This is a genomic window from Streptomyces sp. WAC07094 (genome assembly GCF_036320405.1).
Classification (GTDB): domain Bacteria; phylum Actinomycetota; class Actinomycetes; order Streptomycetales; family Streptomycetaceae; genus Streptomyces; species Streptomyces lannensis.
In genome coordinates this window covers 316,980-338,505 of the sequence record NZ_JAVMJZ010000001.1, presented here as the reverse complement: position 1 = coordinate 338,505, position 21,526 = coordinate 316,980, and the positions used below count along the sequence as shown (strand labels likewise).

Below are 21,526 nucleotides of genomic sequence, written 5' to 3'. Positions count from 1 at the left end.
CGCGCCACGCGGATCTCCGCTCACGCCGTCGACGAACACGGTGCCCAGGAGTGGACGGCTCACGAGTTCAGGGGCGGCCGGAACGAGGGGCCATAGGTCTGGTCCGTGTCGGGGATCGGGATCTCCATCAGTTCCAGCGCGGGAGTCTCCATCCGGCGCATGGCGCGGACGGCCACATCCAGGCTGCCGGGGCCGTCGCTGTCCCAGGCCATGTCGAGGGTGTCCAGCACGGCGGTGTAGGCGGTGTTGAACTCGATCAGGCGCCGACGCACGGGAGCCGGTGGACGTTGCCAGCCACCTGCTGGGACTCGACCCATGGGGCGGGTGGCGGGGAAGGGCACGGGGGCGCCGGTGAACTGCCAGCTGCCGCGGTCCTTGCGCAGTCGCCTGCCGTGGTAGATCTCGGCGAAGGCGTAGTAGTGCGCGGGATGGTCGTCGCCGAAGGCCACGGCCGGGGAGCTCGTGGTGCCCTCGCCCTGCTCTCTGACGATCCCAATGGAGCGTTCGACATCATCGAGGGTCTTGACCGGCTTGAGCACATCGGTGGTGACGTGCGCGGACAGTTGCCCCTGCGTGGTGAGCTCCGGAGCCGTGCTGTGGAAGGCCTTCAGCAGGTCGTCGTAGAAGGCGCCGATCGTGGGGGAACCGTCCGCGCTGCGGGCGAGGGGTGCTTCGGGGGCCTCGATCGCCATCATCACGTCGTGGACGAAGGGCTTGGTGAGGCCGGACAAGTACACGTTCACCCCGGCACGCACACCGCCCGGCAGGGGCCCGGGGTACGTGGGTGCGGCCCTTTTGATCCGTGGCCGGCCGCCCACGGCGACGAGCAGGTTGCAGACCACGCCCAGGTGGTACATCTCGTCACCGATGATGCGGCGGATCAGCCGCGCGGCCTCGCTGCGGCGGTCCTTGACGGACCACCAGCCGCACAGGTACGGGGGGATGGTGGCAAGCTCGAGCGCCACAGCGACCTGAAGCGCCTTTCTGAGCCAGCCGACTCCGCGCCCGGCTTCCGGAACGGCGAGCAGGCGTGCCACGGCACCGTGGCCGGTTGCCGCGATGTGCTCGCCTGTCGACGATTGGGCGGCAAGGGCGGGTTCGGGCACCGAGACGGGTGCGGCGGCTGCCACGGCGGCCGAAGCCAGGAAGCTCCTGCGTCCCAACGGTGCAGAAGTCTCCCTGTCCGGATCATCCTTGCCTACCGTCATCACAGCCTCCGCGGATAAGGGACGGCTCTACCTGGGAGTCACGCTTCCGGGAGCCTCCGACAGCCGGTGAAGCTATCAGCCATCTCCGCAGTTTCGACGGCGCCCGATACGCGTGGCGCATCTACCATCCTGTCGGTCGACCTCCGGCAATCGAGGGGACCTTTTGTGTCGGGACGCATCGGCGACCCGTTGTCCCCGGTGCTGAGCAGGGACGCACACCGGTTGTACGGGTCGCTCTCGGGGCCGGCTGCCGGTCCTCGGACGATCGTCGTCGGGGCGGCGGCTGATCGGGTGACGTGTGCGGGTGACGGCACGGGCGGGTGCCCTGGCGCAGAGGCCGAGGCGTGCTCCGCACGGCCCGGGGACGGTGTGGCATGAGGGGTGTGCGCCCAGTCATGCGCGACGTACGCGGGTGGTGAATGTTCCGGACTCGGCCACGGTCGCTGTGGGGCGGCACAACGAGACCGGGTGCCCAGCGCAGGATGGTGGCGGCGACATGATCGCGTCCGTCCCGATGCACCCCATTGATATCGTCGGAGGGTGATTGGTCTTCTGGTGGGCGCGCCGCCGGACTCGGAGCTGGTGAGCGCGGCACAGGCGGGTGACGCCGGTGCTCTTGGCCTGGTGCTCGCCAGACATCGGGCAGGTATGTTCGCGGTCGCGTTGGCCTTGCTGGGGCACAGTTCGGACGCCGAGGACGCGGTACAGGAGGCGGCGCTCATCGCGCTGCGCCGCATCGGCGACGTCCGGGATCGGGACGCGGTGGGTCCCTGGCTGCGCATGGTGGTGCGCAACGCGTGCCGCGCCCAGCTGCGCAGGACGTCGGCCGTGCCCGTGGCCGAGCCCGCCGGAGCGGCCGTGATGGACCGGACGTACGGTCCACCAGATCCGGCTGAGGTGCTCGACCGGCATGCGCTGGGGGACTGGGTCTGGAGCGCGATGGAGGACCTGTCACCTGGGCTGCGGCTCGTTACGATGCTGCGCTACTTCACGGACGTGACGTCCTACGAGGACATGGCGGCGCTGTGCGGTACGCCGGTCGGTACCGTGCGCAGCAGGCTCAATCAGGCGCGCACAAAGTTGAGCGATGCGCTGCTGCGCTCGGCCGACCGGGTGCACGACGACGCCACCGCCCGGACGGCACTGCACCGCAGGCTTGCCGAGGAGGTCATGGCGGCCGCCCATCGAGGCGACATCACTGCGGCCATGTCCGACGGGTGGTCGCCCCACGCGGACGTGACCTGGCCGACCGGCAAGATCACGGACATCGACTACCTGGGTCCCGCTTTCGGACGTGACCTGTCCGACGGCGTACGCCACGATCTGCGGAACGTGGTGGCGGGCCGTGAGGTGGTCATCTGGGAGGCCGCCCTGCTCAACCCTCCGGAGGACCCGTTCCACTGCCCGCCCGGTGTCGTGTGGGTGCATTTCCTGGACCGGGGCCGAGTCAGCAGGGTCCGTCTGTACCATCCGCGCCGCCGCTGAACGGTCCCGCGGACGAATTCGCCGACCGATCGAACTTTTCCATGACTCGCCGCATCGTGCGGGTATGAACGAAACGAACCACAGTCCGCGCGCCGGGCGACTCACGGGAACCACGGAGGCTGAGGCGCGCACCGTCGTCGTCGACGGCGTCCGTCAGGTGTACCGGGTCGCGGGTGAGGGCCCGTTGTGTCTTGTGCACTCCGGCGGTCCCGGTGTTCACCCGGAGTACCTGCGGATCCCCTCCCTGGAAGAGCACCTGACCATGGTCTACGTGGACCCCGTCGGGTCCGGCGACAGCGACCTGCTGCCGGACGGGGACTACGCGATGTCCCGCTACGCGCGCTTCGCCGAGGCCGTGCTCGACGACCTCGGTGCCCGGACCGGGTATTTTCTCGGCCACTCGCACGGCGGCTTCGTCGCCCTCCAGTTCGCTGTCGACCGTCCGGACCGCCTCGAGGGGCTGATCCTGTACGACACGGCACCCGTGTACGGGCGGGAGCTGATGGAGGCGGCGACCAAGGAGATGGCGGCCTTCGTCCAGCGCTGGCCGGATCGCCCGGAGGCCGTCGAGGCGGGCCGGATGTGGGAGGCGGCCGTCGTGTCGCAGACGATGGAGATCGCCGACGACGAGGCGCACCGACGCTACCTTCATGGCATCCTCCCGGCCTACTTCGCCGACTACCGCAGGACGGTCGAACGGGTGGGTGAACGCACCCTTCGGGTCACCCATGACGCGAACCGGCACCCGGTCAGTTGGGATGTACGGGACCGGCTCGGCACGATCGACGTGCCGGCGCTGGTGATCGTCGGCACGTACGACTTCATCTGTCCACTCGGCTTTGCGTACGAGATGGACGCGGGGCTGGCGGACTCGAGGCTGTGCGAGCTCCGTGAAAGCGGGCATTTCGGGCATGTCGAGGAGGCCGACGAGTTCAACGCTGCCGTAATGGACTTCGTTCACACCACCGGAAAGGGGAATCGGGCATGAGCACCGTTGTGCCGATCGAGCTGGCTGAGCAGACCGAGATCAGGGCGTACGCCGACTTCGTGACCGGGGCCCCCGCGCCCGTGTGGGAGGCGCTGGGCATCGGCTCACTGCGCGTCGGCACGGCGCTGGCACTGGCGATCCGTGAGGACCCGAGCCGGTTCTTCAACAAGGCCGGCGGATTCGGCGCCGACGGGCCGATCACCGAGGACGTCGTGGCGCAGGTGTGTGAGTTCTACCGTGAGCAGGGCGTGCCCCAGGGCGCGTTCATGGTCGCGCCGCCGCTGCTGCCGCAGGATTGGGGCTCGATCGCCGCGAAGAGGAACCTGACCGAGGGCGGCCGTCTCGCGAAGTTGGGGTGCGAGGTCGATGCCCTGGTCGGCTCAGCCGGCGGCATGGCCGCATTGGACCCCGACCTGCGCGTAGGTCCCGTCGAGCGCCATCATGCGCTGGAGTGGGCCACGGTCATGATGAACACCTTCGGGTTCACCGCTCCGTTCATGATCGAGATGGCCGCGGCCTGTGTGGGCAGGCCGAACTGGCGTCAGTACGCCGTGTGGGAGGGCGAACGGATCATCGCGATCGGGAGCATTTTTGTGAACGGCGACTGCGCAGACATGTTCGGCGGGGCGACGCTGCCACGGGGCCGCGGCCGCGGCGCGCAGTCGGCGCTGCTCGCCGCCCGCGCCCGGGCGGCCCAGGACGCAGGGTGCCGATGGCTCGTGGCCGAGACCGGTGCCGAAGCTCCCGGCGAGCACAACACCTCGCTCCACAACATGCTGCGCGCCGGGTTCCAGCCGCTGTACGAGAGGGTCACCTGGCTCTGGCGCGCATAGCCGGGCCTGTCAGTGACGGTCGCCCCGTCGGGCCGATGTCCGCGGTGGCGGACCGGCCGGGGCGGGGATCGACACCTGTACAGGAAGGCGGCCGCACCCGGTTTCCGGGTGCGGCCTTGGCGCGTTCCGATGTCTCCATGCTTACCCCGTGATTTTCAGTGCGGGATAAGGCCGATGAGCCGCGCAGACCTCCCGTAGGAGCGAGAGACGGAGGCGGCCTCCTGGGCGACTTCGCTGTCGTTCGCGCCGTCGCGCCTTTGACGGTCCTGCCCCGTGGGCCGCGGACATCGACGCCGCGAGGCGCGGCCCCGATGCTGTACGTCACCGGGGCCGCTCGCGCTCTCGTCGAGGCACGAATCACGCAGTACCGATGAGTGCGGACACGATGGTCGTCAGGCAGGGGTTTCGGCCGTGGCGGTCAGAACCGCGCGGCCGAGGATGTGGCCCGCCATGGTGAAGCCGAGGACGGCAGGGGTGGCGTCGGCCGATACGCCGATGGACTCGACATCGAGAGCGTGTACCACGACGACATAGCGGTGAGGGCCGTGCCCCGCCGGGGGAGCGGCACCGATGAACCGAGCGGCGCGGGCGTCGTTGGGCAGTTGGAAGGCGCCCTCGGGCAGGCCCGAGCCGGTGTCGTCGCCGGCGCCTTCGGGCAGTTCGGTGACGGTGGCGGGGATGTCGGCGACCGCCCAGTGCCAGAACCCGGATCCGGTGGGGGCGTCGGGGTCGTAGACGGTGACGGCATAGCTCTTCGTGCCCAGCGGGGCGCCGCTCCAGGACAACTGCGGAGAGAGGTCCTTCCCGCCCGGGACGCCGAAGATGCCGGAGAACTGCTCCGGTGACCAGGCGGCGCCGTCGGCGACGGTGGTGCTGGTGACGGTGAAGGACGCCGCCTCGGGGAGGCGGGCGAACGGATCGTTGGCGCGCATCGCGTCATTCCTTTCAGGCCGTTCAGTGGGGTGGGCGGTGGCATGGCCGACGGCCGGCTGTGTCCCAGGCATCGCCGGCAGGTTTCAATGTCAACCTTGGATCGACCATAACACTGATAATCGATTATACAATGGGTCGTCTATGATGGCGGCATGACTCAGACGGTCCCCAACTCGGGCGTGCCGGGGAAGCAGATGCTCTCCGAGCAGGTCTACACACGCCTGCGAGAGGCGATCATGCGCGGGGACTACGGCCCCGGCGACGCACTCAAACCGCAGGACCTCGCCAAGGAACAGGGCGTGAGCCTGGCCGTCGTTCGGGAGGCGCTGGTGCGGGTGGTCGGCGACGGGCTTGCCGACCGGCTGCCCAACCGCGGGTTCGCCGTCCCCGCCTTCTCCGACCGCCGCTGGCAGGAGATCGCGGAGGCCCGCCGCGCCATCGAACCGGTCGTGCTGCGTATGTCCATCGAGCGCGGCGACATCGACTGGGAGGCCCGCGTACGAGCGGCACACCACCGGCTGGCGCGCACACCGGCGTTTGTGCCGGAGGAGGGCGAGTACTACAGCGCCGCATGGTCCGAGGCGCACAGGGTGTTCCACCGCACCCTGCTGGAAGGATGCGGCAACCCCGTGCTGTTGGAGACGTTCGACCGGATGTGGACCGCGAGCGAGCTGGCACGCCGCTGGTCGGCGCAGCGAACCCCCGAGCGGGACGGTGTCGGCGAGCATCGCCGGCTCGAGGAGGCGGCGCTGGCCCGCGACGCCGACGTTGCCGCCGAGGTGCTGGCCCGGCACCTCACCCTGACCGCGGCGGGACTGGCCGGCGACACCTATGGCGACCCCGGGACGGAGGCCTGAACTCGTCCTTCGACTGCCGTCGGTGGTGCTTCGACCGGCTTGAGGCTCACGGCTGTGGCCTTCGGCCGCCCTCGGGGCGAAGCGTCCCGCGTCCGGGGCCGGGTCTACGAGTGTCTGACCACCCGGCGCGACGAGTTGAACCACGACAGGCCGGTTCTGGTTGGATGCAGCCATGGGCACAGGCACTCACCCGGAATCCGGTCTGACGAAGAGCGCCTGGAGCGACGCCGACTTCGACGAGATGGGATGGCACGACGCCACCATCCACGGACTCTGCGTGCAGCCAGGTGCCCCCGACGGCTCGCTGCCGCCGCGCCCGCTCCTGGACATCGACTACATCGTCCGCTGGGTGCATCCGGTCGCACCGCAGACCCACTTCAGCTTCTGGACCGCGCCGTCCACGCTCGTGTTCGACGATGTCTGGGATTTCGAGGGCGACCTCGACTTCAAGGGGATGGGCTTGAGCCTCCAGATCGACCACCTTCGGCGCTCGGCACCGGAGGACGGTCGCGGTGGCCCGCAGTGGCACCTCGAAGGTCACTTCTTCGACCTCAAGTTCCAGGCCACGGGATTCCACCAGTACCTACGGCAGGCGCCCCAGCACGCGCAGCGGCTTGTCCTCTCGAACAGCGAGCGCGGAGGGATCTCGTTCGCGGAGATCGCCTTCACCTGAAACCAACTGCCTGGGCGACTCCCATAGGCATCGACGCTCCATCGCCACAGACCCTGCGGTCCACCACCAGCCTTCCCCGGGCCTCGACACCGCGCCCTTCGGTGAGCAGTCAGCCGGCGTGCAGCATCAGCCCGATGCCGACCACCAGCAGCCCGGCCGCCGCGATCCGCGGCGCTCCGAACCGCTCCTTGAAGAAGACCGCGCCGATCGCCGCGCCGACGATGATCGAGGACTCCCGCAGAGCGGCGATGGGAGCCAGTTCCGCCTTGGTCTGCGCCCACAGGACCAGTGCGTACGCCGCGACGGACAGGGCCGAGCCGAGCAGCCCGAGCATCGCGAACGGCCGTAGCGTGGGCAGGAGTTGGCCTCGCCATCGGTACGCCGCGTACAAGGGGATCACGACGCCCTGTATCGCCATGAGCCATGCGATGTACCCGAGTGAGGAGCCCGAGGCGCGTACGCCCAGGCCGTCCACCACGGTGTACGCCGCGATGGTCAGCCCAGTGGCGAGCGCGGCGCCGATGGCAGCCCAGTCGGGCCGGCGCCCGCGCAACCCCCACAGGGCCACCCCGGTCAGTCCTGCGCACGACACGGCGATACCCGCCGCCGCCCAGCCGTCGGGCACCTCGTGCGCGAACACCGCCGCCAGCACCGTGACCACCAAGGGGGCGGTCCCGCGCGCGATCGGGTAGGCCTGACCGAAGTCGCCCAGCCTGAAGGACCGCATCAGCAGCGCGTAGTACGCGATATGGATGATGGCGGAGGCGATGAGGTAGGGCCAGGCGGCCGGCGCGGGGAACGACGCGAACACGGCCATCGCCAGGCCGATGAGCGTCCCGCCGCCCGCGATCAGTGTGAAGCCGACCAGCTTGTCGGTGATGCGGTGGGCGATCGCGTTCCAGCTGGCATGGGTGACGGCGGCGAGCAGTACGGCCAGGGTGACGGCCGGCGTCACCTGGACTGCCCGCGCATGTCCACCAGCGTGCCGCTCGTATGGGCGATCAGCGGCCTCGGGCCCCTCAAGAACCCGATGTGCGGGGCATCGGCCGCACCGGGCGCCCTGCCATGGTCGAGCGGCGAAGGGTCGTCGAGCAATGGTGCTTCTGTGCCATGCCCGAAGGGTGGCAGGCCGCTGACGGCGCACCTGTGGGTTTGCTTCGGCATGGCTCCAGAGGATATTGCAGGCCAGCGCGGTCGCCTACCTGGCCGGCCCTGAAGCCCACTACATCACCGGCATCAACTGGGACGTCGACGGAGGATATGCCGTCTGCAACACCCTTTGGGGGCGCTCACTTCGAGCGCCCCCAACGCCGGGGGAGGGTGACGACCGTGGACCGGCAAGCAAACTCCCGACCACGCTCCGAGGCCCGACGGACCGACTTGTCAGGCATGGTTTTCGCCGCCGGTCCGGCCTATGCCTCTTCGCCATGCGGGAACACGCACCCGTCAGCACTCGCCCGGACTGCGGCTGATGACGTCATGGCTGGTCGGTCGGCCGGATGACGATCTCGTTGATCGCCACACGGCGGGGACTGGTGACGACATAGCCGATCGCGTCGGCGACGTCCTGTGCGTGCAGAGCTTCGACCTGCCCGAATGCTGCGGTGAAGTCCCTGCCGGAGTTGTCCTTCTGGTCGAACAGCTCACTCTCGGTGCGACCTGGCTCGATCACCGAGAACCGCAGATTGCGGGTGGTGTACTCCTGACGCCATGCCTCGGTCGCACCGGTGACGGCGAACTTGGTCGCGTTGTAGAGCGCCACCGTCGGTGCAGCGAACCGGCCGGCCACGGACGAGACGTTCACCACGTCGGCAACGGAACGAGTGCTCGTCCTCGCCGCCGCGAGTAGATGCGGTAGCGCCGCTTTGGTCACGTACATCAGGCCGCGGAGGTTGACGTCGACCATTCGGTTCCACTCCTCCAGCGGCGACTCGTCCGACGGACCGTTGAGCATCACCCCGGCCGCATTCACAAGAGTGTCGAGACGACCGAGCTCGGCCACCGCCCTGTCGACCGCCGAGGCCGCGGCGCCGGCGTCGACCAGATCCGCAGTGATGACCACCGCCGTCCCTCCGGCTCGGCGGACCTCGGTGGCGAGCTTCTCGAGTCGTTCGGCGCGACGAGCGACCAATACGACTGCCGCGCCCTCGCCCGCCAGCCGCCGGGCCGCCTCCCGGCCGATTCCGCGGCGACGGCATCTGGATGTTCGGCGGCCCGAAGTCGATGCAGGCGTACGTGAACGCCCTCGTCGACGCGCTGACGAAGTAACGCCATGGTCGTCACCGCAACAGCTCCCGCCACCGAGGCCGAGACAGAGACCGCCTCCTCGAGAACGGGCGCGGCCGCGGTGACGGCCCTGCTCGTGCTTTTGGTCGCGGTCCTCGCGGTCCTCGACATCACCCAGGGCACGGCGGCCGTCGGGCCCTCCGAGGTGTTGAAGGCCCTCACCGGCCGGGCCGACACCGGTGACGCGTCCGTCGTCATCGCCTCGCGCCTGCCCCGTATGACGGCGGGCCTGCTGGTCGGCGTGGCGCTCGGCACGGCCGGCGCATCACTTCAAGCCGTCAGCCGCAATGTGCTCGCGGCGCCGGACACCCTGGCTGTGAACGCCGGTTCCTACCTCGCCCTCGGCGTGATCACCGTCACCGGTACCTCGTTGCCGCTGCTCGCCTCCTCCGCAGTGGCCTTCCTCGGCGGACTGGGCGCCGCGGCCGTCGCTCTGTCCCTGTCCGGGGTGGGCACCGGCACCGTACGGCTGGTGCTGGCCGGCAGCGCCCTGATGCTCGGCCTGTCCTCGGTCACCGAGGGTCTGCTGCTGCTCTTCCCCGAGGAGACCAACGGCCTCTACCGGTGGAACCAGGGCAGCATCAGCCAGAACGGATTCGGCGGCGTCGTGCAGATGGCGCCCGTCGTCCTGATGGGCGTCATCGGGCTGCTCCTGGTGGGCCGCAGGGTGGACGCCCTCGCGCTCGGTGACGAGGCGGCCCGCGGGCTGGGCGTCCCGGTCCGCGGGACAAGGGTCACCGTGGTGGTGCTCGTCGCGCTGCTGTCCGCCGCGGCGGTGACCCTCGCCGGGCCCATCGGCTACGTCGGTCTGTGCGCGCCCGCCCTGGTGCGGCCCCTCGCCGGAGGCTGCGGTCGTTCGTCCGGATGCGGACGAGTCTGCCGGTCGCGGCGCTCGCGGGCGCATGCCTGGTGCTCGGTTCGGACGACGCGCTGCGTGCGCTGGTCTTCTCCGACTAGGCCGTCGCCGTGCCCACTGGCGTCGTCACCAGCCTCGTCGGTGCGCTGTTCCTGATAGGTCTGGCGCTACGGGTCCGCGACTCGGCCACCGCGCGTTCACCGGAGCGGATGCGCATCCCGAGCAGGACGATGTTCCTGGTCACGGTGGCGACGCTGACCGCCGTCCTGGTCGGGGTGACCGTCGCCGGAGTCCTGCTGGGTGATACGAAGCTGCTGCTCGGGGACGTGTTCCACTGGGCGCAGGGGACGGCCGGGCAGTCCGTCTCCTTTGTGCTCGACACCCGTGTGCCGCGGGTGCTTACGGCGCTCCTCGCCGGCGCCGCACTGGTGTTGTCCGGCACGTTGGTCCAGGCCGTCACCCGCAACCCTCTCGCAGAACCCGGCATCCTCGGAGTCTCGGGCGGTGCGGCGCTCGGCGCGGTACTTCTTGTGACGACGGTTCCGGCCGCCGCCACGTGGGGTATCGCCGGTGCCGCCTTCGCGGGCGCGGCCGTCGCGTCGGTCGTCGTGTTCGGACTCGCCGCGCGCGGCGGGTTCGGCAGCAATCGACTGGTCCTGGTGGGTGTCGGCGTGTCCGCCGCGACCACGGCGCTGATCAGCCTGTTCATCGTGCTCACCGATCCGTTCAACGCGACGAAGGCACTGACCTGGCTGTCCGGCTCCACCTACGGACGGGAACTGCCAGATGACCTGCCCGTGGGCGGCGCCCTCGTCCTCGGCCTCGTGGTCGTCGTGGCCAGGCGCACCGAACTCGACCTGGTGTCCCTCGACGAGGACACGCCAGGACTGCTCGGCCTTCGGCCGGCCCCGGCGCGTTTCGGATTCCTGTCGGTCGCCGTGCTGCTCGGTGCGACGGCCGTGGCCGCCGCGGGCACGATCGGCTTCGTCGGGCTGTCGCCCCGCACGCGGCACGCGCTTTGGTCGGCCGCCGGCACATACGCGTTGTGCTCGTGGCGGTGCTGCTGGGCGCCACCCTCGTGTGCGTGGCCGACGTCATGGGCCGGACCGTGATCGCACCGGCACAGCTGGGCGCGGGTCTCATGACGGCGGTCATCGGTACCCCGTACTTCCTCTACTTGCTGCTGCGCACCCGCCGTTAGGGCACAGCGCCGGAGATCGGTCCGGGGCCGGGCGGAGTGGTCTTCCGCCAGGCCCGACTCATCGCCCGATTCGGGCCGGTGGTCGGCGCGACCGTGCTGGTCGGGTCGGTCTTCGGTCCGGCAACCTGGATCTCGTCGGACCGGCATGCGACGGGCAGCATGCCGGCCGTCGATTGTGAGGATCCGCCGCTGTACGGGCCGAACGGGGTGGGTGCGGCCCTGGTGTCCGTCGCCCTGGTCCATGTGAAGTGCGAGATCCTCGCACTGCGGACGGGGCCGGGGGACAGCGCATGACCGGATCGGTGAGAGAGCCCGGCCCAACGCCGCCGCGTCGAGCTCTGTCCGGCGGACACCGTCCGTAGTCTTTGGCCATGGTCGAAACGAACGGTGTGCACCACCTGCTCGTGACGGTGGGCGCGCACCACAAGCTGAGCGGTATGGCTCCCAAGGGCATCAGGGTCGTGAGCGGTGGACACTTGGATCTGCACGGCGTGGCCGGACGCGTCACTGTCGAGGAGGGCGCCACGGCCCGGATCCACGGAATGGTGACCGGTGGCCTGTACAACATGGGCGGAGACGTGGAGGTGTACGGCATGGTCCACGACGGTGTGCACGACCTCGGTGAGACGACGAGTCGGATCGCCCCCGGCGCGGTCATCTCGTAACCGCGGCCGGTGTGGGCGGACCGAGCCCGTGACAGGAGGATGAGCGCATGGTGGAACACGAGACCGTCGTGCACGACATCACCCGGCCCGCAGCGCAGCCCGGTGGGTGGGTCGAGCGCGAGGCGACCGGGCGTGCCGTGGTGCGCTGCACCTGCGGCCTCGACAGCGGCATCGTGGCGGCCACCCAGGCGGTGCAGATTGCCGACGATCACCGCCGGACGAGCGCGGAAGCACGCACCTGACGGCTTGCCGATTCCTCCGTTCAGGCGCGGGTGGAGACGGGCCTCCGGGCCCGGTCTCCGCGGGCAAGGCCGAGCGCCCGCAGCCGCGATGACCGGAGCTCTCGCCGAGTCCTGGCCGATGGGCTCCGAGGGGATGTCGATGGAGGTCGGCGCCACCGTCGAAAGTGGGCGGTGGCGGCGACCTCGTCGGGACGGCCGCACACCTCAGGCGCGCCGGGCAGGGCACGGTCGGATCGACCGTGCCCTGCCCGGCGTCGTTCCGCATCGGGACCGCCCGCGGGAGTGCGGCAGGCCGGCCGACTGCCATGGAAGGGCCGTTGACTACTTCGCCTGGGCGAGCTGGACCGCGTCCGGGCCGGCCGGGAACCGCAGCTGGCCGGTGGTGTCGTGCACGGCTCGCCACACCGTCTCCGCGACGTCGCTCTCCTTGGTGAACAGTTCCTGGCCCGTGAAGTCGGCCATGGCCTTCTCCGCCCACGGTGCGTAGGGCGCGGGAACCAGCTCGTCCAGCGAGGCACCGTTCGTCGCCCTGGCGGCGAAGTTCGTCTTCAGGCAGGCGCCCGGCTCGACCGTCTTCGCACGCACGCCGAAGGGTGCGAGCTCCAGGGCCAGAGACGCGGTGAAACCCTCGACGGCCATCTTGCTCGCCTTGTAGACGGCCGAGAGCGGCATGTGGCCCAGCACCACGCTGGACGTCAAGTTGACCACCACGCCGGAGCCGCGCTCGCGGAACCGGGGCAGCACCGCCTGCGTCGTCGCCATCACGCCGAACGTGTTGGTCTCGAAGACCTCCCGCACCCGGTCCATGGGGGTGCCCTCGAAGACGCTGATCGAGGGGACGCCCGCATTGTTCACCAGGACGTCGATGGCACCCGCCGCATCGAACGCGGCGGTGATGGAATCGGGCTTGGTGACGTCGAGTTCGACGATGCGCAGCCGGTCCGACTCGGGCAGCACGCCCTCGCGGGGTGTCCGCATCGTCGCGATGACGTTCCACCCCTGCTCGTGGAAGTGGAGTGCGGTCTGTCGCCCGTATCCGGATGAGGCGCCAGTGATCAGAACGGTCTTCATGCTGTGATCCTTTGTGATGGGACGGGATCCCGGCAGGCATTTTCCTGCCTCAGAGGAGAATCGGTAATCCCATTGAATCGCTCTGACCTGGTCAGTTATAGAACTTTCCTCGCTGACTCTTGCATGATCCTGCTTGATGGCTCCGACTACGGTAGTGCACCCGCGGGGCTGCGCACGGTGTCCCGCAGACGGGCCGCGTCCCGGCTCGGGGGTGCGCCGAACTGGCGGCGGTACTCCCGGCTGAACTGGGAGGGGTTGTCATAGCCCACCCGCTGGCCGACCCCGGTGACATCGCTGGGGTGGGTGGCGAGCAGCAGTCGGGCCTCCTGGAGCCTGATCTGCTTCTGGAACTGGATCGGGCTCATCGCGGTCACCGCCTGGAAGTTGCGGTAGAAGGCGGAGACGCTCATGCCCGACAGGCGCGCCACGTCCTCGACGCGGAAGGCCTCGGCGTAGTGCTCGCGGATCCACCGCACGGCACGGGAGACATGGCTGAGGCCGCTGTCGGCGAGGCCGAGCTGACGCACCGTCGCGCCCTGCTCACCGGTGATCACGCGCCACAGGATCTCGCGTTTGATCAGTGGGGCCAGTACGGCGCGGTCGCGGGGTTCGTCGAGCAGACGCAGCAACCGGACCACCGCGTCGAGCAGTTCGGCCGGAGCGTCACTGACGGCGATCCCCGACGGCGCGCCTCCGCCGGTGTGGGGGATGTCTCCGGGGCCGGCCTGCAGCAGAAGTTCCGCGACGGCGGACGGTTCCAGCACCAGACCGACGCCCAGTGCCGGCTCTCCGGGGTCGGCCTGGACGAACTGCCCCGTCACCGGCAGGTCGACGGATGCGACCAGATACTGCCCGGCGCCGTACTCGTAGACCCTCTCGCCCAGCGCGAGCCGTTTGGCGCCCTGGGCGATGACGGCGAGCACCGTGCCCGACATGGAGGGCGCCGGCGGATCCGGCCGGTCGACCTTCGAGATCAGTACGCCGTCGATGGCCGTGGTCCAGTCGGGGCGCGCGTGCCGGGCCAGCAGGGTGCGGAACTCTTCGAGGTGCATGCGTCCATTGCAGCACCTCTCCCTCCTTGTGCTCCCGCCGTCGAGAGGATTGTGCAGGTACAAGCGAGCAACGATCTAACGTTTGTCCAGGTCAGGCCGATTGAATGGAATCACTTCAATCCTTCACCGACAGGACCGAATCGATGATCGCCAAATATGGATTCAACGCCACCCTGACCGCCAGGCCCGACATGGGGGACGCGCTGGTCGACCTGCTGCTGACCGGCCTGAACGAAGGCAGCCCCGGGGCGAGCCGGTTCTGCGTCGTCTATCTGGTCTCCCGCTCCGCGTCCGACCCCGACGTCGTCCACGTCACCGAGGGCTGGACCAGCGAGGAGGACCACCACCGGATCTTCGGCGGCGAGGCCGCCCAGGCCATCGTGGCGCAGATCGGCGCACTGCTGGCCAAGGAGCCCGAGTACACCGACTACGTGCCCCTTCGCGGTAAGGCCACCATCTAGGACCCCGTCGGTCCTGGCCGCCGCAGCCGCCATCCCCGCCGCGGCCGGCCCGCTGCTCGTCCACCCACCCGGTACCACTCGCGAAAGGCCTACGACCATGACCGTGGCACGACCCGCTCTGGACCCCGAACTGCGTGAACTCCTGGCCGACATGCCGCAGATGACCCGGCTCAGCGCCGAAGTGCTCGCGCAACTGCGCCAGTATCCCTCGACGCCCGTCGAGTCCCTGCTCACGCACCGGTCGGTCGACCGGCGTGAGATCACCGTGCCCGCCACGGACGGCGTTCCGATCCCCATGTCGGTCATCAGCCCCGCGACAGGCGACCGCACCACCGCGGCCCCCTGCATCTACTGGATGCACGGCGGCGGAATGGTCATGGGCGACCGCTTCTCACAGATCGACATCCCGCTGGAATGGCTCGACGAATTCGGCGCGGTCGTGGTCTCCGTGGACTACCGGCTGGCACCCGAGGTCACCGGTACCGCCCTCGTCGACGACTGTTACCAGGGGCTGCTCTGGATCGCCGAACACGCCGACGAACTGGGCGTCGACCCGGCTCGGATCATCGTCGCCGGCGCCAGCGCGGGCGGTGGCCTTGCGGCCGGTGTCACTCTGCTGGCCCGCGACCTCGGCACCCCCGCGGTCGCCGCGCAGATGCTCATCTGCCCCATGCTCGACCACCGCAACACCAGCACGTCCAGCCGACAGTACTCCGGCGGGCCCGGCGTATGGACCCGAGAGATGAACGAGTTCGGATGGCGTGCCGTCCTCGGTGACCGTGGCGACGAGGACGTGTCCCCGTACATCTCGCCCGCGTTGGCCGACGACCTCTCGGGTCTGCCGACCACCTACATCGACACCGGCTCCGCGGAAGTCTTCCGCGACGAGGACACCGACTACGCCACCCGCATCTGGGCGGCCGGCGGCCAGGCCGAACTCCACGTCTGGGCAGGGGGATTCCACGGATTCGACGCGCTGTACCCGCAGGCGCACATCTCGGCGACGGCCCGCCGAACCCGCACCGACTGGCTCGCACGTCTCCTGCACCGGAACCAGGACGAATAACGCCTCGGGCCGCGGCCGGCCACGCTCGCCCTGCGACGGCACCAAGGCGGGCAGGGTCGGAGCGCAGCCGTCCCGCCGACCTCCTCGCCATTGCCGCCGGCCAGGGTGCGCGCAGCGGAATGCCGGTGCCTGTGCCGGCGGACCGGCCTGCGCCGGGATGTCCGACCGGAGCCGAACACCGGCTCCGGCGGCAGTGGTCGCCGGCCGCTGTCCGTGTATCACAAATCGACAGAAGTCGATCCTGGGTCGACGGAGTGCGGAGAAGCGTCGCCGACCATCAGGCGATGACTCGGCCCCGCAGGATGATGCGGCTCGGGTTGGCCAGAGCCGAGATGTCGAGCGTCGGGTCCGTGTCATAGGCGACAAGGTCGGCCGGGCCTCCGTCGACCAGGCCCGGCAGGCCGAGCCAGGACCTGGCCGACCACGATGCCGCGCCCAGGGCCGTTTCGGCCGAAAGACCGGCACGGACCAGCCACTCGACCTCCGATGTGACGGTGCCGCAGGGAAAGCTGTCGGTGCCCGCGAGGACGGTGACGCCGGCTTCGTGCGCGGCCCGGACGTTGGGCAGCATGGCTTCCCATCCGGCCAGCCACCAGTCGCGACGGGCACTCGGCTCCTCAGTGCGCCGTCGGTCGGCTCCGGCGCCGAAGGCACTGAGCGTCGGGACGAAGGCGGTGCCTTGGGAAGCCATCTGATCGATCAGGCCGGGGTCCAGGTGCATGCCGTGTTCCAGGCTGTCGACGCCTGCTCGAACGGCGTTGAGACTGCCGTCGGCGGTCTGGCAGTGGGCGGCCACTCGGCCGCCGATCGCGTGCACGGCCTGCACGACGGCGCTGAGGATGTCCCGTGGCAGTGCCGGTTCGTCATGCCTCCAGTCGGCGATGACCTTGCACCAGCCCGAGGACGCCTTGGCTTCCTCGACCGCGGCGTGCACCAGATCCTCCTCACTCACGTCACGCCCGAGGCCCGGAAAGAAGCGGCCGGGAGTGGCCAGCCAGCGTCCGGCCGAGCGGACGCGCGGTAGTTGCGGATCCTCGTCGACCCAATCCGGGATGCGTGCGGCAGACCCGGGCGTTCGGACCAGCAGCACTCCGGCGTCGCGGTGGTCGGTCAGGTGCCGGCGGAGCATCTCGTCGCTGAACGGGGCGTCGTGGACCTCGGTGCCCGGATGTGTGTGCACGTCCACCAGGCCGGGCAGCAGCCATCCGCCGTCGACGACGATGTCCGCGTCCGGAACCGGCTCTGTCCGCAACCGGTCTCCATCGATCCAGAAGGACCGCTCTTCCCGTTCCGGCAACACGATGCCTCGCACCTGCAGCACCACCGGTGACAGCCTCCCCGAACCTGAACATGCGTCGTTGGTCGATCCCTTGATCCTAGGGGCGTTGGAAACGACTGAGCCTTGGTCGGGTTCCGTGTGGACCACCCACCCGGCGGCAGGAGCCGGCGCGGCATCATCGGAGGGTTGGAGTGCGGCCGAGGAGGATCCTCCCCGGCTGACGCCTTGAAGGCGACGGCGTGCACGCGCCGTGCTCGGTGTCGAACGCGCCCCACGCCGCCGCCCCGACCGGTCAGCTCACTGCTGTGCTGCCTGTTCGATGAGGGTTTGCAGGTACAGGCCGCGGTGAGCGTCGAGTTGGGTCGGTGTGTGGGTGCGTACGGCGGTGGCGAAGTCGCGGCGCAGGATGGGCCAGCACTCCTCGTGGTCGATTTCCGCGGTGTCGTAGGCCGTCGGTTGATTCGGGCCGAAGAGTTCGATGCGTGTGATGGCGCGCGGCAGGTTGACGGAGCCGGAGAGGGAGGCCTGGCTCACGGCTCCGTTGGCGTGTTCGCAGGTGAGCTCGATCCATCGCCTGGGGTCCCCGGTGCTGCGTATGGCGGTGATGGGAGCGATCGCCGCGTCCAGGAGGTCGAGCAGATGGGGTCCCAGATCGAGCAGCGCGCCGTGTTCGAGGCGCCAGCCGGTGGCGAAGTCGCCGCCGAGGAAGGCGCCGTGGAGATAGGCGGAACGTGCCCCGGTGACGTCGAGGCTGCGAGCGGTGTCGAGAAAGGCGCGGGTCGTCGGGTGATAGCGCTTGGTGAGGACGAGTTGGGAGATCACCCCGGCTTCGGCGACGGCGTCCGCCACGCGCCGGGCCGTGGCGAGGTCGGGGCCGAGGGGCTTCTCCAGCAGCAGGGCCTTTCCTCGTTCGGCCGCCAGTGGTGCCAGTTCGCCCTGGACGGCGGGTGGGACGGCGAAGGCCACGGCTTCGCAGTGGTCGAGGAGTTCGTCGAAGTCGGCGGCGACATGGGCCGCGTAGGGGGCGGCAGTCTGCTCGGCCGCTTCGGGACGGCGGGCCCAGACCGCGGCGAGTCGGGTTTCCGGTCCTGCGGCGAGTATGCGGGCGTGCATGGCACGGGCCCATGGGCCGGCGCCTACGAGGCCGACCTCGACCGGGCGGTGTTTCCAGGGGGTGGGTTCTGCGGTCACGGTATTCCTGTGGGTGTGCGGCGCCTCGACGTCAGAGTGCGAGGCGGTTGAGGCGGGCGTCGGCGCGGTCGGGTGAGTAGAGGAACTCCACGACCATGGAAGCGGCTCCGATGAGACCGGCGTGGTCACCGAGCCGTGAGGTGACGACCTGGAGGTTGGCGGTCGTGCGGGGCATGGCACGTTGATAGAGCAGCTCGCGGACTCCGGTCATGAACGGCACCCCCGAGAGGTCTCCGGCCAGCATCAGCACGCCCGGGTTGAGCAGCGTGACGACCGTCACCAGGACTTCGCCCGCCCGGCGCCCCGCCTCCCGGGCGAGGCGGATGGCGTCGGGGTGGCCTTCGGCGAGAGCGCGTTTGACGTCGGAACCGGAGGCGGTGTCGAAACCGAGTGCGGACAGCTCGCGGGCGAGGGCCCGGCCGCTGGCCACTGCGGCCAGGCAGCCGTAGGACCCGCACATGCACAGGGCGTCGAGGCGGTCGTGCAGGCGGATGTGGCCGATGTCGCCGGCCCCGCCGTCGATGCCGCGGTAGACGTCACCTCCGACGACGACACCCGCGCCGATACCGGTGGACACCTTGACGAGGACGAAGGCCGCGCTGTCACGGTGGTTCGCCTGGTGTTCGGCCAGCGCCATGAGGTTGGCGTCGTTGTCGACGAAGACGGGGATCGGCTCCTCGTCCGGACCGGTGCCCACGTGGTCGGCGTAGGCCTTCTGCAGGCGTTCGCGGACGGGGTAGCGGTCCCAGCCGGGCATGATGGGCGGCTCGATGATCCGCCCCGTCTCCCAGTCGACGGGGCCGGGCACCGACAGCCCGATGCCGCGGACATGGGTGGCGTCCACGCCGGCGGCGCCGATCAGATCCGGGAACCAAGCGGCGAGTCGGTCCAGTACGTCGTCCGGGCCGTCGGTGATGCGCAGGGGGCCCGTGTGCTCGGCGAGGATGGTGCCCGCCAGATCCAGCACGGCGGCCCGGGCATGACGGGTCTCGAGATCGACGGCGATCACCGACGCGTGCGTCGGATCGAAGACGATCCTGTGGGACGGGCGGCCGCCGGTGGAGGTGCCGACGGTGTGGCGAAGCCATCCGGCGCGGTTGAGGACGTCCAGTCGCGCTCCGATGGTGGAGCGGGACAGGCCGGTGGCGCGCTGCAGGTCGGCGCGGGTGTTGGCGCGGCCGCTGCGGATCAGCTGCAGCAGTTCTCCCGCGCTGACCTGACTCGGCGTCATCATGACTTCCCCCATGGCTCAGCTCTTGTCGGCGCCGCTGGTCAGGCCCTCGGTGAGCATGCGTTCGGCGGCGAAGAACAGAAGTACCACGGGAATCGTCAGTACCACCGAGCCGGCCATGAGGATGGTCTTGGGCACTTCTACGCCGTTCGAGAGTTGTGCCAGGCCGAGAGAGACGGTCCACTTCTCGGGGTCGGCGGCCAGGAAGAGGAGAGCGAAGAGGAACTCGTTCCAGGCGATCATGAACACATACAGACCGGTCGCCATGAGGGACGGCAGGGCGAGGGGCAGGATGACCTTTCGGACCGTCTGCAGTCGGCCGGCTCCGTCGATCGCTGCTGCTTCCTCGATGGAAGCGGGGATGGTGACGAGGTAGTTCTTCAGCATGTAGATCGCCACGGGCACGGTCTGGGCCACGTAGACGATGGCGAGGCCGACCAGGCTGGAGGACAGGCCCAGCTTGGCGAAGATGACGAACAGCGGAACGGCCAGCAGGGTCGCCGGGAACAGGTAGACGGCGAGGAAGAGCGCGCTGACCTGACGGTGGCCGAAGAACTTCAGGCGGCTGACCGCGTAGGCGCCGGGCACGGCGGCCAGCAGGGTGAGGATCACCGTACCGAGGGAGACCAGTGCGGAGTTGAGCAGGAACTTCACAAAACCCTGGCCGCCGTCGTCGGTGGACTTCAGCACGTCGCGGTAGGTGGAGAGGGTGAAGTCCTTCGCCGAGACCCACAGCGAACCCGGGTCGAGCAGGAGAGCGTCGATGGGTTTCACCGACAGCAGCACCATGTAGTAGAAGGGCGCCACGGTGATCACTGCGAGGAAGGCGATGACGAACCAGCGCAGGACGCCGAAGAGTCTGTCCTCGAACTGGGCCCTGGTCAAAGTGGCCTTGCGGGTCACGATTCCTCCTGGACCTTGTTGCCGAAGAACTTGAAGTAGAAGCCGAGCAGGATCATCAGGGAGGCGGCCAGAACCAGGGCCTGGGCGGCTGCGGCCCCGACGTCGTAGCGGGCGGTGAGGAAGTCGTAGACCCGGACGGCGGCGACGTTCGTTCCGGCTCCGCCCCCGGTCAACAGGTAGACGTCGTCGAACTTGTTGAAGGTCATGATGAATCGCAGGACGCACAGCAGGGCGATGACGGGCATGAGTTGGGGCAGCAGGATGTGGCGGAAGCGCTGGGTCAGGGTGGCGCCGTCCACCATGGCGGCCTCCTCCAGGCCCGCGGGGACCGCTTGCAGCCGGGCGAGGATGAACAGGAAGGCGAAGGGGAAGTAGCGCCAGCACTCGAAGGCGATGACGGTCAGCAGGGCCAGCGGTATGTCGAAGTGCGCGCCGAGCAGGTTGACCTGGTACTCGCGGGTGGACAGGAAGGCGATGGGGTTGTCCCAGCCGAACAGCCGGTGGCCCCAGTCGTTGACCACGCCGTACTGCGGGCTCAGGGCGACCTCCCAGACGAAGGCCACGGCGACGACGGGGGCGACGTAGGGCAGCAGCATGGCCGCGCGCAGCAGTCCGCGGCCGCGGAAGGGCTTGCGCAGGGCGAGGGCGGCGACGAGTCCCAGGAGGACCGATCCCAGGGTGGCGCCCGCGGTGTACAGCAGGGTGGTGGCCAGGCTGGACCAGAATCCGGCGGAGTCGAAGACCTGGGTGAAGTTGTCGAGGGACCAGTTGCCGACGAGGCCCATGCCCTGGATGTCGACCAGCCTGGCGTGCTGGAAGGCGAGGAGCACGGTCCACAGGATGGGCAGGATGACCACCACGAGGACAACGACGAAGGTGGGGGAGACGAAGGCGAGGCCTGCGCGGTTGGCGCGTCGGCTGGCGGTCATCGGGCGCCGCCGGCGATCGGCGGACCGGTCCGCCGACCCGGGGCTGGTGTGCCGGCGCTTCGGTGCGCCGACGGGGGCTGTTGTCATGGAAGGACCTTTGCGGGCGTGCATGCGGG

General features: G+C 69.5%; 22 protein-coding genes and 1 pseudogene. 12 read left to right on the top strand and 11 right to left on the bottom strand.

Features of this window, described 5'->3' with window-relative positions; genetic code table 11:
- Positions 1 to 59: 59 nt before the first annotated feature.
- The gene (locus tag RCR19_RS01605; RefSeq protein ID WP_331263370.1) at positions 60 to 1,163 is read right to left on the bottom strand and encodes a ferritin-like protein; all 1,104 of its coding nucleotides are present in this window, start codon (positions 1,161 to 1,163) and stop codon (positions 60 to 62) included.
- 585 nt (positions 1,164 to 1,748) lie between these two features.
- On the opposite strand from RCR19_RS01605, the gene RCR19_RS01600 reads away from it, so the two are divergent.
- The 3 genes from RCR19_RS01600 (at position 1,749) to RCR19_RS01590 (ending at position 4,514) form a co-directional block, all read left to right on the top strand.
- Positions 1,749 to 2,693, top strand: coding sequence for a sigma-70 family RNA polymerase sigma factor (locus tag RCR19_RS01600; protein WP_331263369.1), 945 nt, complete (start codon positions 1,749 to 1,751; stop codon positions 2,691 to 2,693).
- A 64-nt stretch (positions 2,694 to 2,757) separates the two neighbouring features.
- On the top strand, positions 2,758 to 3,681 hold the full coding sequence (locus RCR19_RS01595) for an alpha/beta hydrolase (protein ID WP_331263368.1): 924 nt from the start codon (positions 2,758 to 2,760) through the stop codon (positions 3,679 to 3,681).
- A complete protein-coding gene (locus tag RCR19_RS01590; protein WP_331263367.1) occupies positions 3,678 to 4,514 on the top strand; it encodes an N-acetyltransferase in 837 nt (278 codons plus the stop codon). The genes RCR19_RS01595 and RCR19_RS01590 overlap by 4 nt, the downstream gene beginning before the upstream one ends.
- Positions 4,515 to 4,906: 392 nt before the next feature.
- Here the strand turns inward: RCR19_RS01590 and RCR19_RS01585 are convergent, their stop codons facing one another.
- Complete coding sequence (locus tag RCR19_RS01585) at positions 4,907 to 5,446, bottom strand: YbhB/YbcL family Raf kinase inhibitor-like protein (protein WP_331263366.1); 540 nt, start codon at positions 5,444 to 5,446, stop codon at positions 4,907 to 4,909.
- A gap of 153 nt (positions 5,447 to 5,599) precedes the next feature.
- On the opposite strand from RCR19_RS01585, the gene RCR19_RS01580 reads away from it, so the two are divergent.
- Together RCR19_RS01580 and RCR19_RS01575 are read left to right on the top strand one after the other, a co-directional pair.
- Entirely contained in the window at positions 5,600 to 6,304 is a 705-nt protein-coding gene (locus tag RCR19_RS01580; RefSeq protein ID WP_331263365.1) for a GntR family transcriptional regulator, read from the top strand.
- A 172-nt stretch (positions 6,305 to 6,476) separates the two neighbouring features.
- Positions 6,477 to 6,977: a hypothetical protein gene (locus RCR19_RS01575; RefSeq protein ID WP_331263364.1), complete on the top strand. Its 501-nt coding sequence runs from the start codon at positions 6,477 to 6,479 to the stop codon at positions 6,975 to 6,977.
- Positions 6,978 to 7,086: 109 nt separating this feature from the next.
- Here the strand turns inward: RCR19_RS01575 and RCR19_RS01570 are convergent, their stop codons facing one another.
- Both RCR19_RS01570 and RCR19_RS01565 read right to left on the bottom strand, forming a co-directional pair.
- Positions 7,087 to 7,932 carry a DMT family transporter gene (locus RCR19_RS01570; RefSeq protein WP_331263363.1) on the bottom strand — a complete coding sequence of 282 codons (846 nt, stop codon included), beginning with the start codon at positions 7,930 to 7,932 and terminating at the stop codon, positions 7,087 to 7,089.
- Between the two features lie 522 nt (positions 7,933 to 8,454).
- On the bottom strand, positions 8,455 to 9,159 hold the full coding sequence (locus RCR19_RS01565; protein WP_331269311.1) for an SDR family NAD(P)-dependent oxidoreductase: 705 nt from the start codon (positions 9,157 to 9,159) through the stop codon (positions 8,455 to 8,457).
- Positions 9,160 to 9,249: 90 nt separating this feature from the next.
- On the opposite strand from RCR19_RS01565, the gene RCR19_RS43315 reads away from it, so the two are divergent.
- The 5 genes and pseudogenes from RCR19_RS43315 (at position 9,250) to RCR19_RS01545 (ending at position 12,227) form a co-directional block, all read left to right on the top strand.
- The gene (locus tag RCR19_RS43315) at positions 9,250 to 10,275 is read left to right on the top strand and encodes an iron chelate uptake ABC transporter family permease subunit (protein WP_348541434.1); all 1,026 of its coding nucleotides are present in this window, start codon (positions 9,250 to 9,252) and stop codon (positions 10,273 to 10,275) included.
- A gap of 53 nt (positions 10,276 to 10,328) precedes the next feature.
- Positions 10,329 to 11,264, top strand: a pseudogene (locus tag RCR19_RS43310) (iron chelate uptake ABC transporter family permease subunit).
- Between the two features lie 92 nt (positions 11,265 to 11,356).
- Positions 11,357 to 11,614, top strand: coding sequence for a hypothetical protein (locus tag RCR19_RS01555; RefSeq protein ID WP_331263362.1), 258 nt, complete (start codon positions 11,357 to 11,359; stop codon positions 11,612 to 11,614).
- Between the two features lie 77 nt (positions 11,615 to 11,691).
- A complete protein-coding gene (locus RCR19_RS01550) occupies positions 11,692 to 11,985 on the top strand; it encodes a hypothetical protein (protein WP_331263361.1) in 294 nt (97 codons plus the stop codon).
- Positions 11,986 to 12,032: 47 nt separating this feature from the next.
- Positions 12,033 to 12,227 carry a hypothetical protein gene (locus RCR19_RS01545; protein ID WP_331263360.1) on the top strand — a complete coding sequence of 65 codons (195 nt, stop codon included), beginning with the start codon at positions 12,033 to 12,035 and terminating at the stop codon, positions 12,225 to 12,227.
- A gap of 321 nt (positions 12,228 to 12,548) precedes the next feature.
- Here the strand turns inward: RCR19_RS01545 and RCR19_RS01540 are convergent, their stop codons facing one another.
- On the bottom strand, positions 12,549 to 13,298 hold the full coding sequence (locus RCR19_RS01540) for an SDR family oxidoreductase (protein ID WP_331263359.1): 750 nt from the start codon (positions 13,296 to 13,298) through the stop codon (positions 12,549 to 12,551).
- Between the two features lie 146 nt (positions 13,299 to 13,444).
- Entirely contained in the window at positions 13,445 to 14,350 is a 906-nt protein-coding gene (locus RCR19_RS01535; protein ID WP_331263358.1) for an AraC family transcriptional regulator, read from the bottom strand.
- A 143-nt stretch (positions 14,351 to 14,493) separates the two neighbouring features.
- Here RCR19_RS01535 and RCR19_RS01530 point away from each other — a divergent pair, with 143 nt between their 5' ends.
- Together RCR19_RS01530 and RCR19_RS01525 are read left to right on the top strand one after the other, a co-directional pair.
- Positions 14,494 to 14,811, top strand: a complete 318-nt coding sequence (locus RCR19_RS01530) for an antibiotic biosynthesis monooxygenase (protein ID WP_331263357.1) — start codon at positions 14,494 to 14,496, stop codon at positions 14,809 to 14,811.
- Between the two features lie 97 nt (positions 14,812 to 14,908).
- Complete coding sequence (locus tag RCR19_RS01525) at positions 14,909 to 15,877, top strand: alpha/beta hydrolase (protein ID WP_331263356.1); 969 nt, start codon at positions 14,909 to 14,911, stop codon at positions 15,875 to 15,877.
- A 277-nt stretch (positions 15,878 to 16,154) separates the two neighbouring features.
- Here the strand turns inward: RCR19_RS01525 and RCR19_RS01520 are convergent, their stop codons facing one another.
- From RCR19_RS01520 to RCR19_RS01500, 5 genes are all read right to left on the bottom strand, one after another.
- A complete protein-coding gene (locus tag RCR19_RS01520; protein ID WP_331263355.1) occupies positions 16,155 to 17,303 on the bottom strand; it encodes an amidohydrolase family protein in 1,149 nt (382 codons plus the stop codon).
- Between the two features lie 150 nt (positions 17,304 to 17,453).
- The gene (locus RCR19_RS01515; protein ID WP_331263354.1) at positions 17,454 to 18,347 is read right to left on the bottom strand and encodes a Gfo/Idh/MocA family oxidoreductase; all 894 of its coding nucleotides are present in this window, start codon (positions 18,345 to 18,347) and stop codon (positions 17,454 to 17,456) included.
- Between the two features lie 31 nt (positions 18,348 to 18,378).
- Entirely contained in the window at positions 18,379 to 19,593 is a 1,215-nt protein-coding gene (locus RCR19_RS01510) for an ROK family protein (protein ID WP_331263353.1), read from the bottom strand.
- 3 nt (positions 19,594 to 19,596) lie between these two features.
- Entirely contained in the window at positions 19,597 to 20,481 is an 885-nt protein-coding gene (locus tag RCR19_RS01505; RefSeq protein WP_059126398.1) for a carbohydrate ABC transporter permease, read from the bottom strand.
- Positions 20,478 to 21,497, bottom strand: coding sequence for a sugar ABC transporter permease (locus RCR19_RS01500; RefSeq protein WP_331263352.1), 1,020 nt, complete (start codon positions 21,495 to 21,497; stop codon positions 20,478 to 20,480). The genes RCR19_RS01505 and RCR19_RS01500 overlap by 4 nt, the downstream gene beginning before the upstream one ends.
- Between the last annotated feature and the right edge of the window lie 29 nt (positions 21,498 to 21,526).

What these genes read in the sequence shown, in the direction of transcription:
- RCR19_RS01595 (WP_331263368.1), top strand. Translation starts at nt 2,758, where the DNA reads ATGAACGAAACGAACCACAGTCCGCGCGCCGGGCGACTCACGGGAACC.
- RCR19_RS01590 (WP_331263367.1), top strand. Translation starts at nt 3,678, where the DNA reads ATGAGCACCGTTGTGCCGATCGAGCTGGCTGAGCAGACCGAGATCAGG.
- RCR19_RS01585 (WP_331263366.1), bottom strand. Translation starts at nt 5,446, where the DNA reads ATGCGCGCCAACGATCCGTTCGCCCGCCTCCCCGAGGCGGCGTCCTTC.
- RCR19_RS01580 (WP_331263365.1), top strand. Translation starts at nt 5,600, where the DNA reads ATGACTCAGACGGTCCCCAACTCGGGCGTGCCGGGGAAGCAGATGCTC.
- RCR19_RS01575 (WP_331263364.1), top strand. Translation starts at nt 6,477, where the DNA reads ATGGGCACAGGCACTCACCCGGAATCCGGTCTGACGAAGAGCGCCTGG.
- RCR19_RS43315 (WP_348541434.1), top strand. Translation starts at nt 9,250, where the DNA reads ATGGTCGTCACCGCAACAGCTCCCGCCACCGAGGCCGAGACAGAGACC.
- RCR19_RS01550 (WP_331263361.1), top strand. Translation starts at nt 11,692, where the DNA reads ATGGTCGAAACGAACGGTGTGCACCACCTGCTCGTGACGGTGGGCGCG.
- RCR19_RS01545 (WP_331263360.1), top strand. Translation starts at nt 12,033, where the DNA reads ATGGTGGAACACGAGACCGTCGTGCACGACATCACCCGGCCCGCAGCG.
- RCR19_RS01540 (WP_331263359.1), bottom strand. Translation starts at nt 13,298, where the DNA reads ATGAAGACCGTTCTGATCACTGGCGCCTCATCCGGATACGGGCGACAG.
- RCR19_RS01535 (WP_331263358.1), bottom strand. Translation starts at nt 14,350, where the DNA reads ATGCACCTCGAAGAGTTCCGCACCCTGCTGGCCCGGCACGCGCGCCCC.
- RCR19_RS01530 (WP_331263357.1), top strand. Translation starts at nt 14,494, where the DNA reads ATGATCGCCAAATATGGATTCAACGCCACCCTGACCGCCAGGCCCGAC.
- RCR19_RS01525 (WP_331263356.1), top strand. Translation starts at nt 14,909, where the DNA reads ATGACCGTGGCACGACCCGCTCTGGACCCCGAACTGCGTGAACTCCTG.
- RCR19_RS01510 (WP_331263353.1), bottom strand. Translation starts at nt 19,593, where the DNA reads ATGGGGGAAGTCATGATGACGCCGAGTCAGGTCAGCGCGGGAGAACTG.
- RCR19_RS01500 (WP_331263352.1), bottom strand. Translation starts at nt 21,497, where the DNA reads ATGACAACAGCCCCCGTCGGCGCACCGAAGCGCCGGCACACCAGCCCC.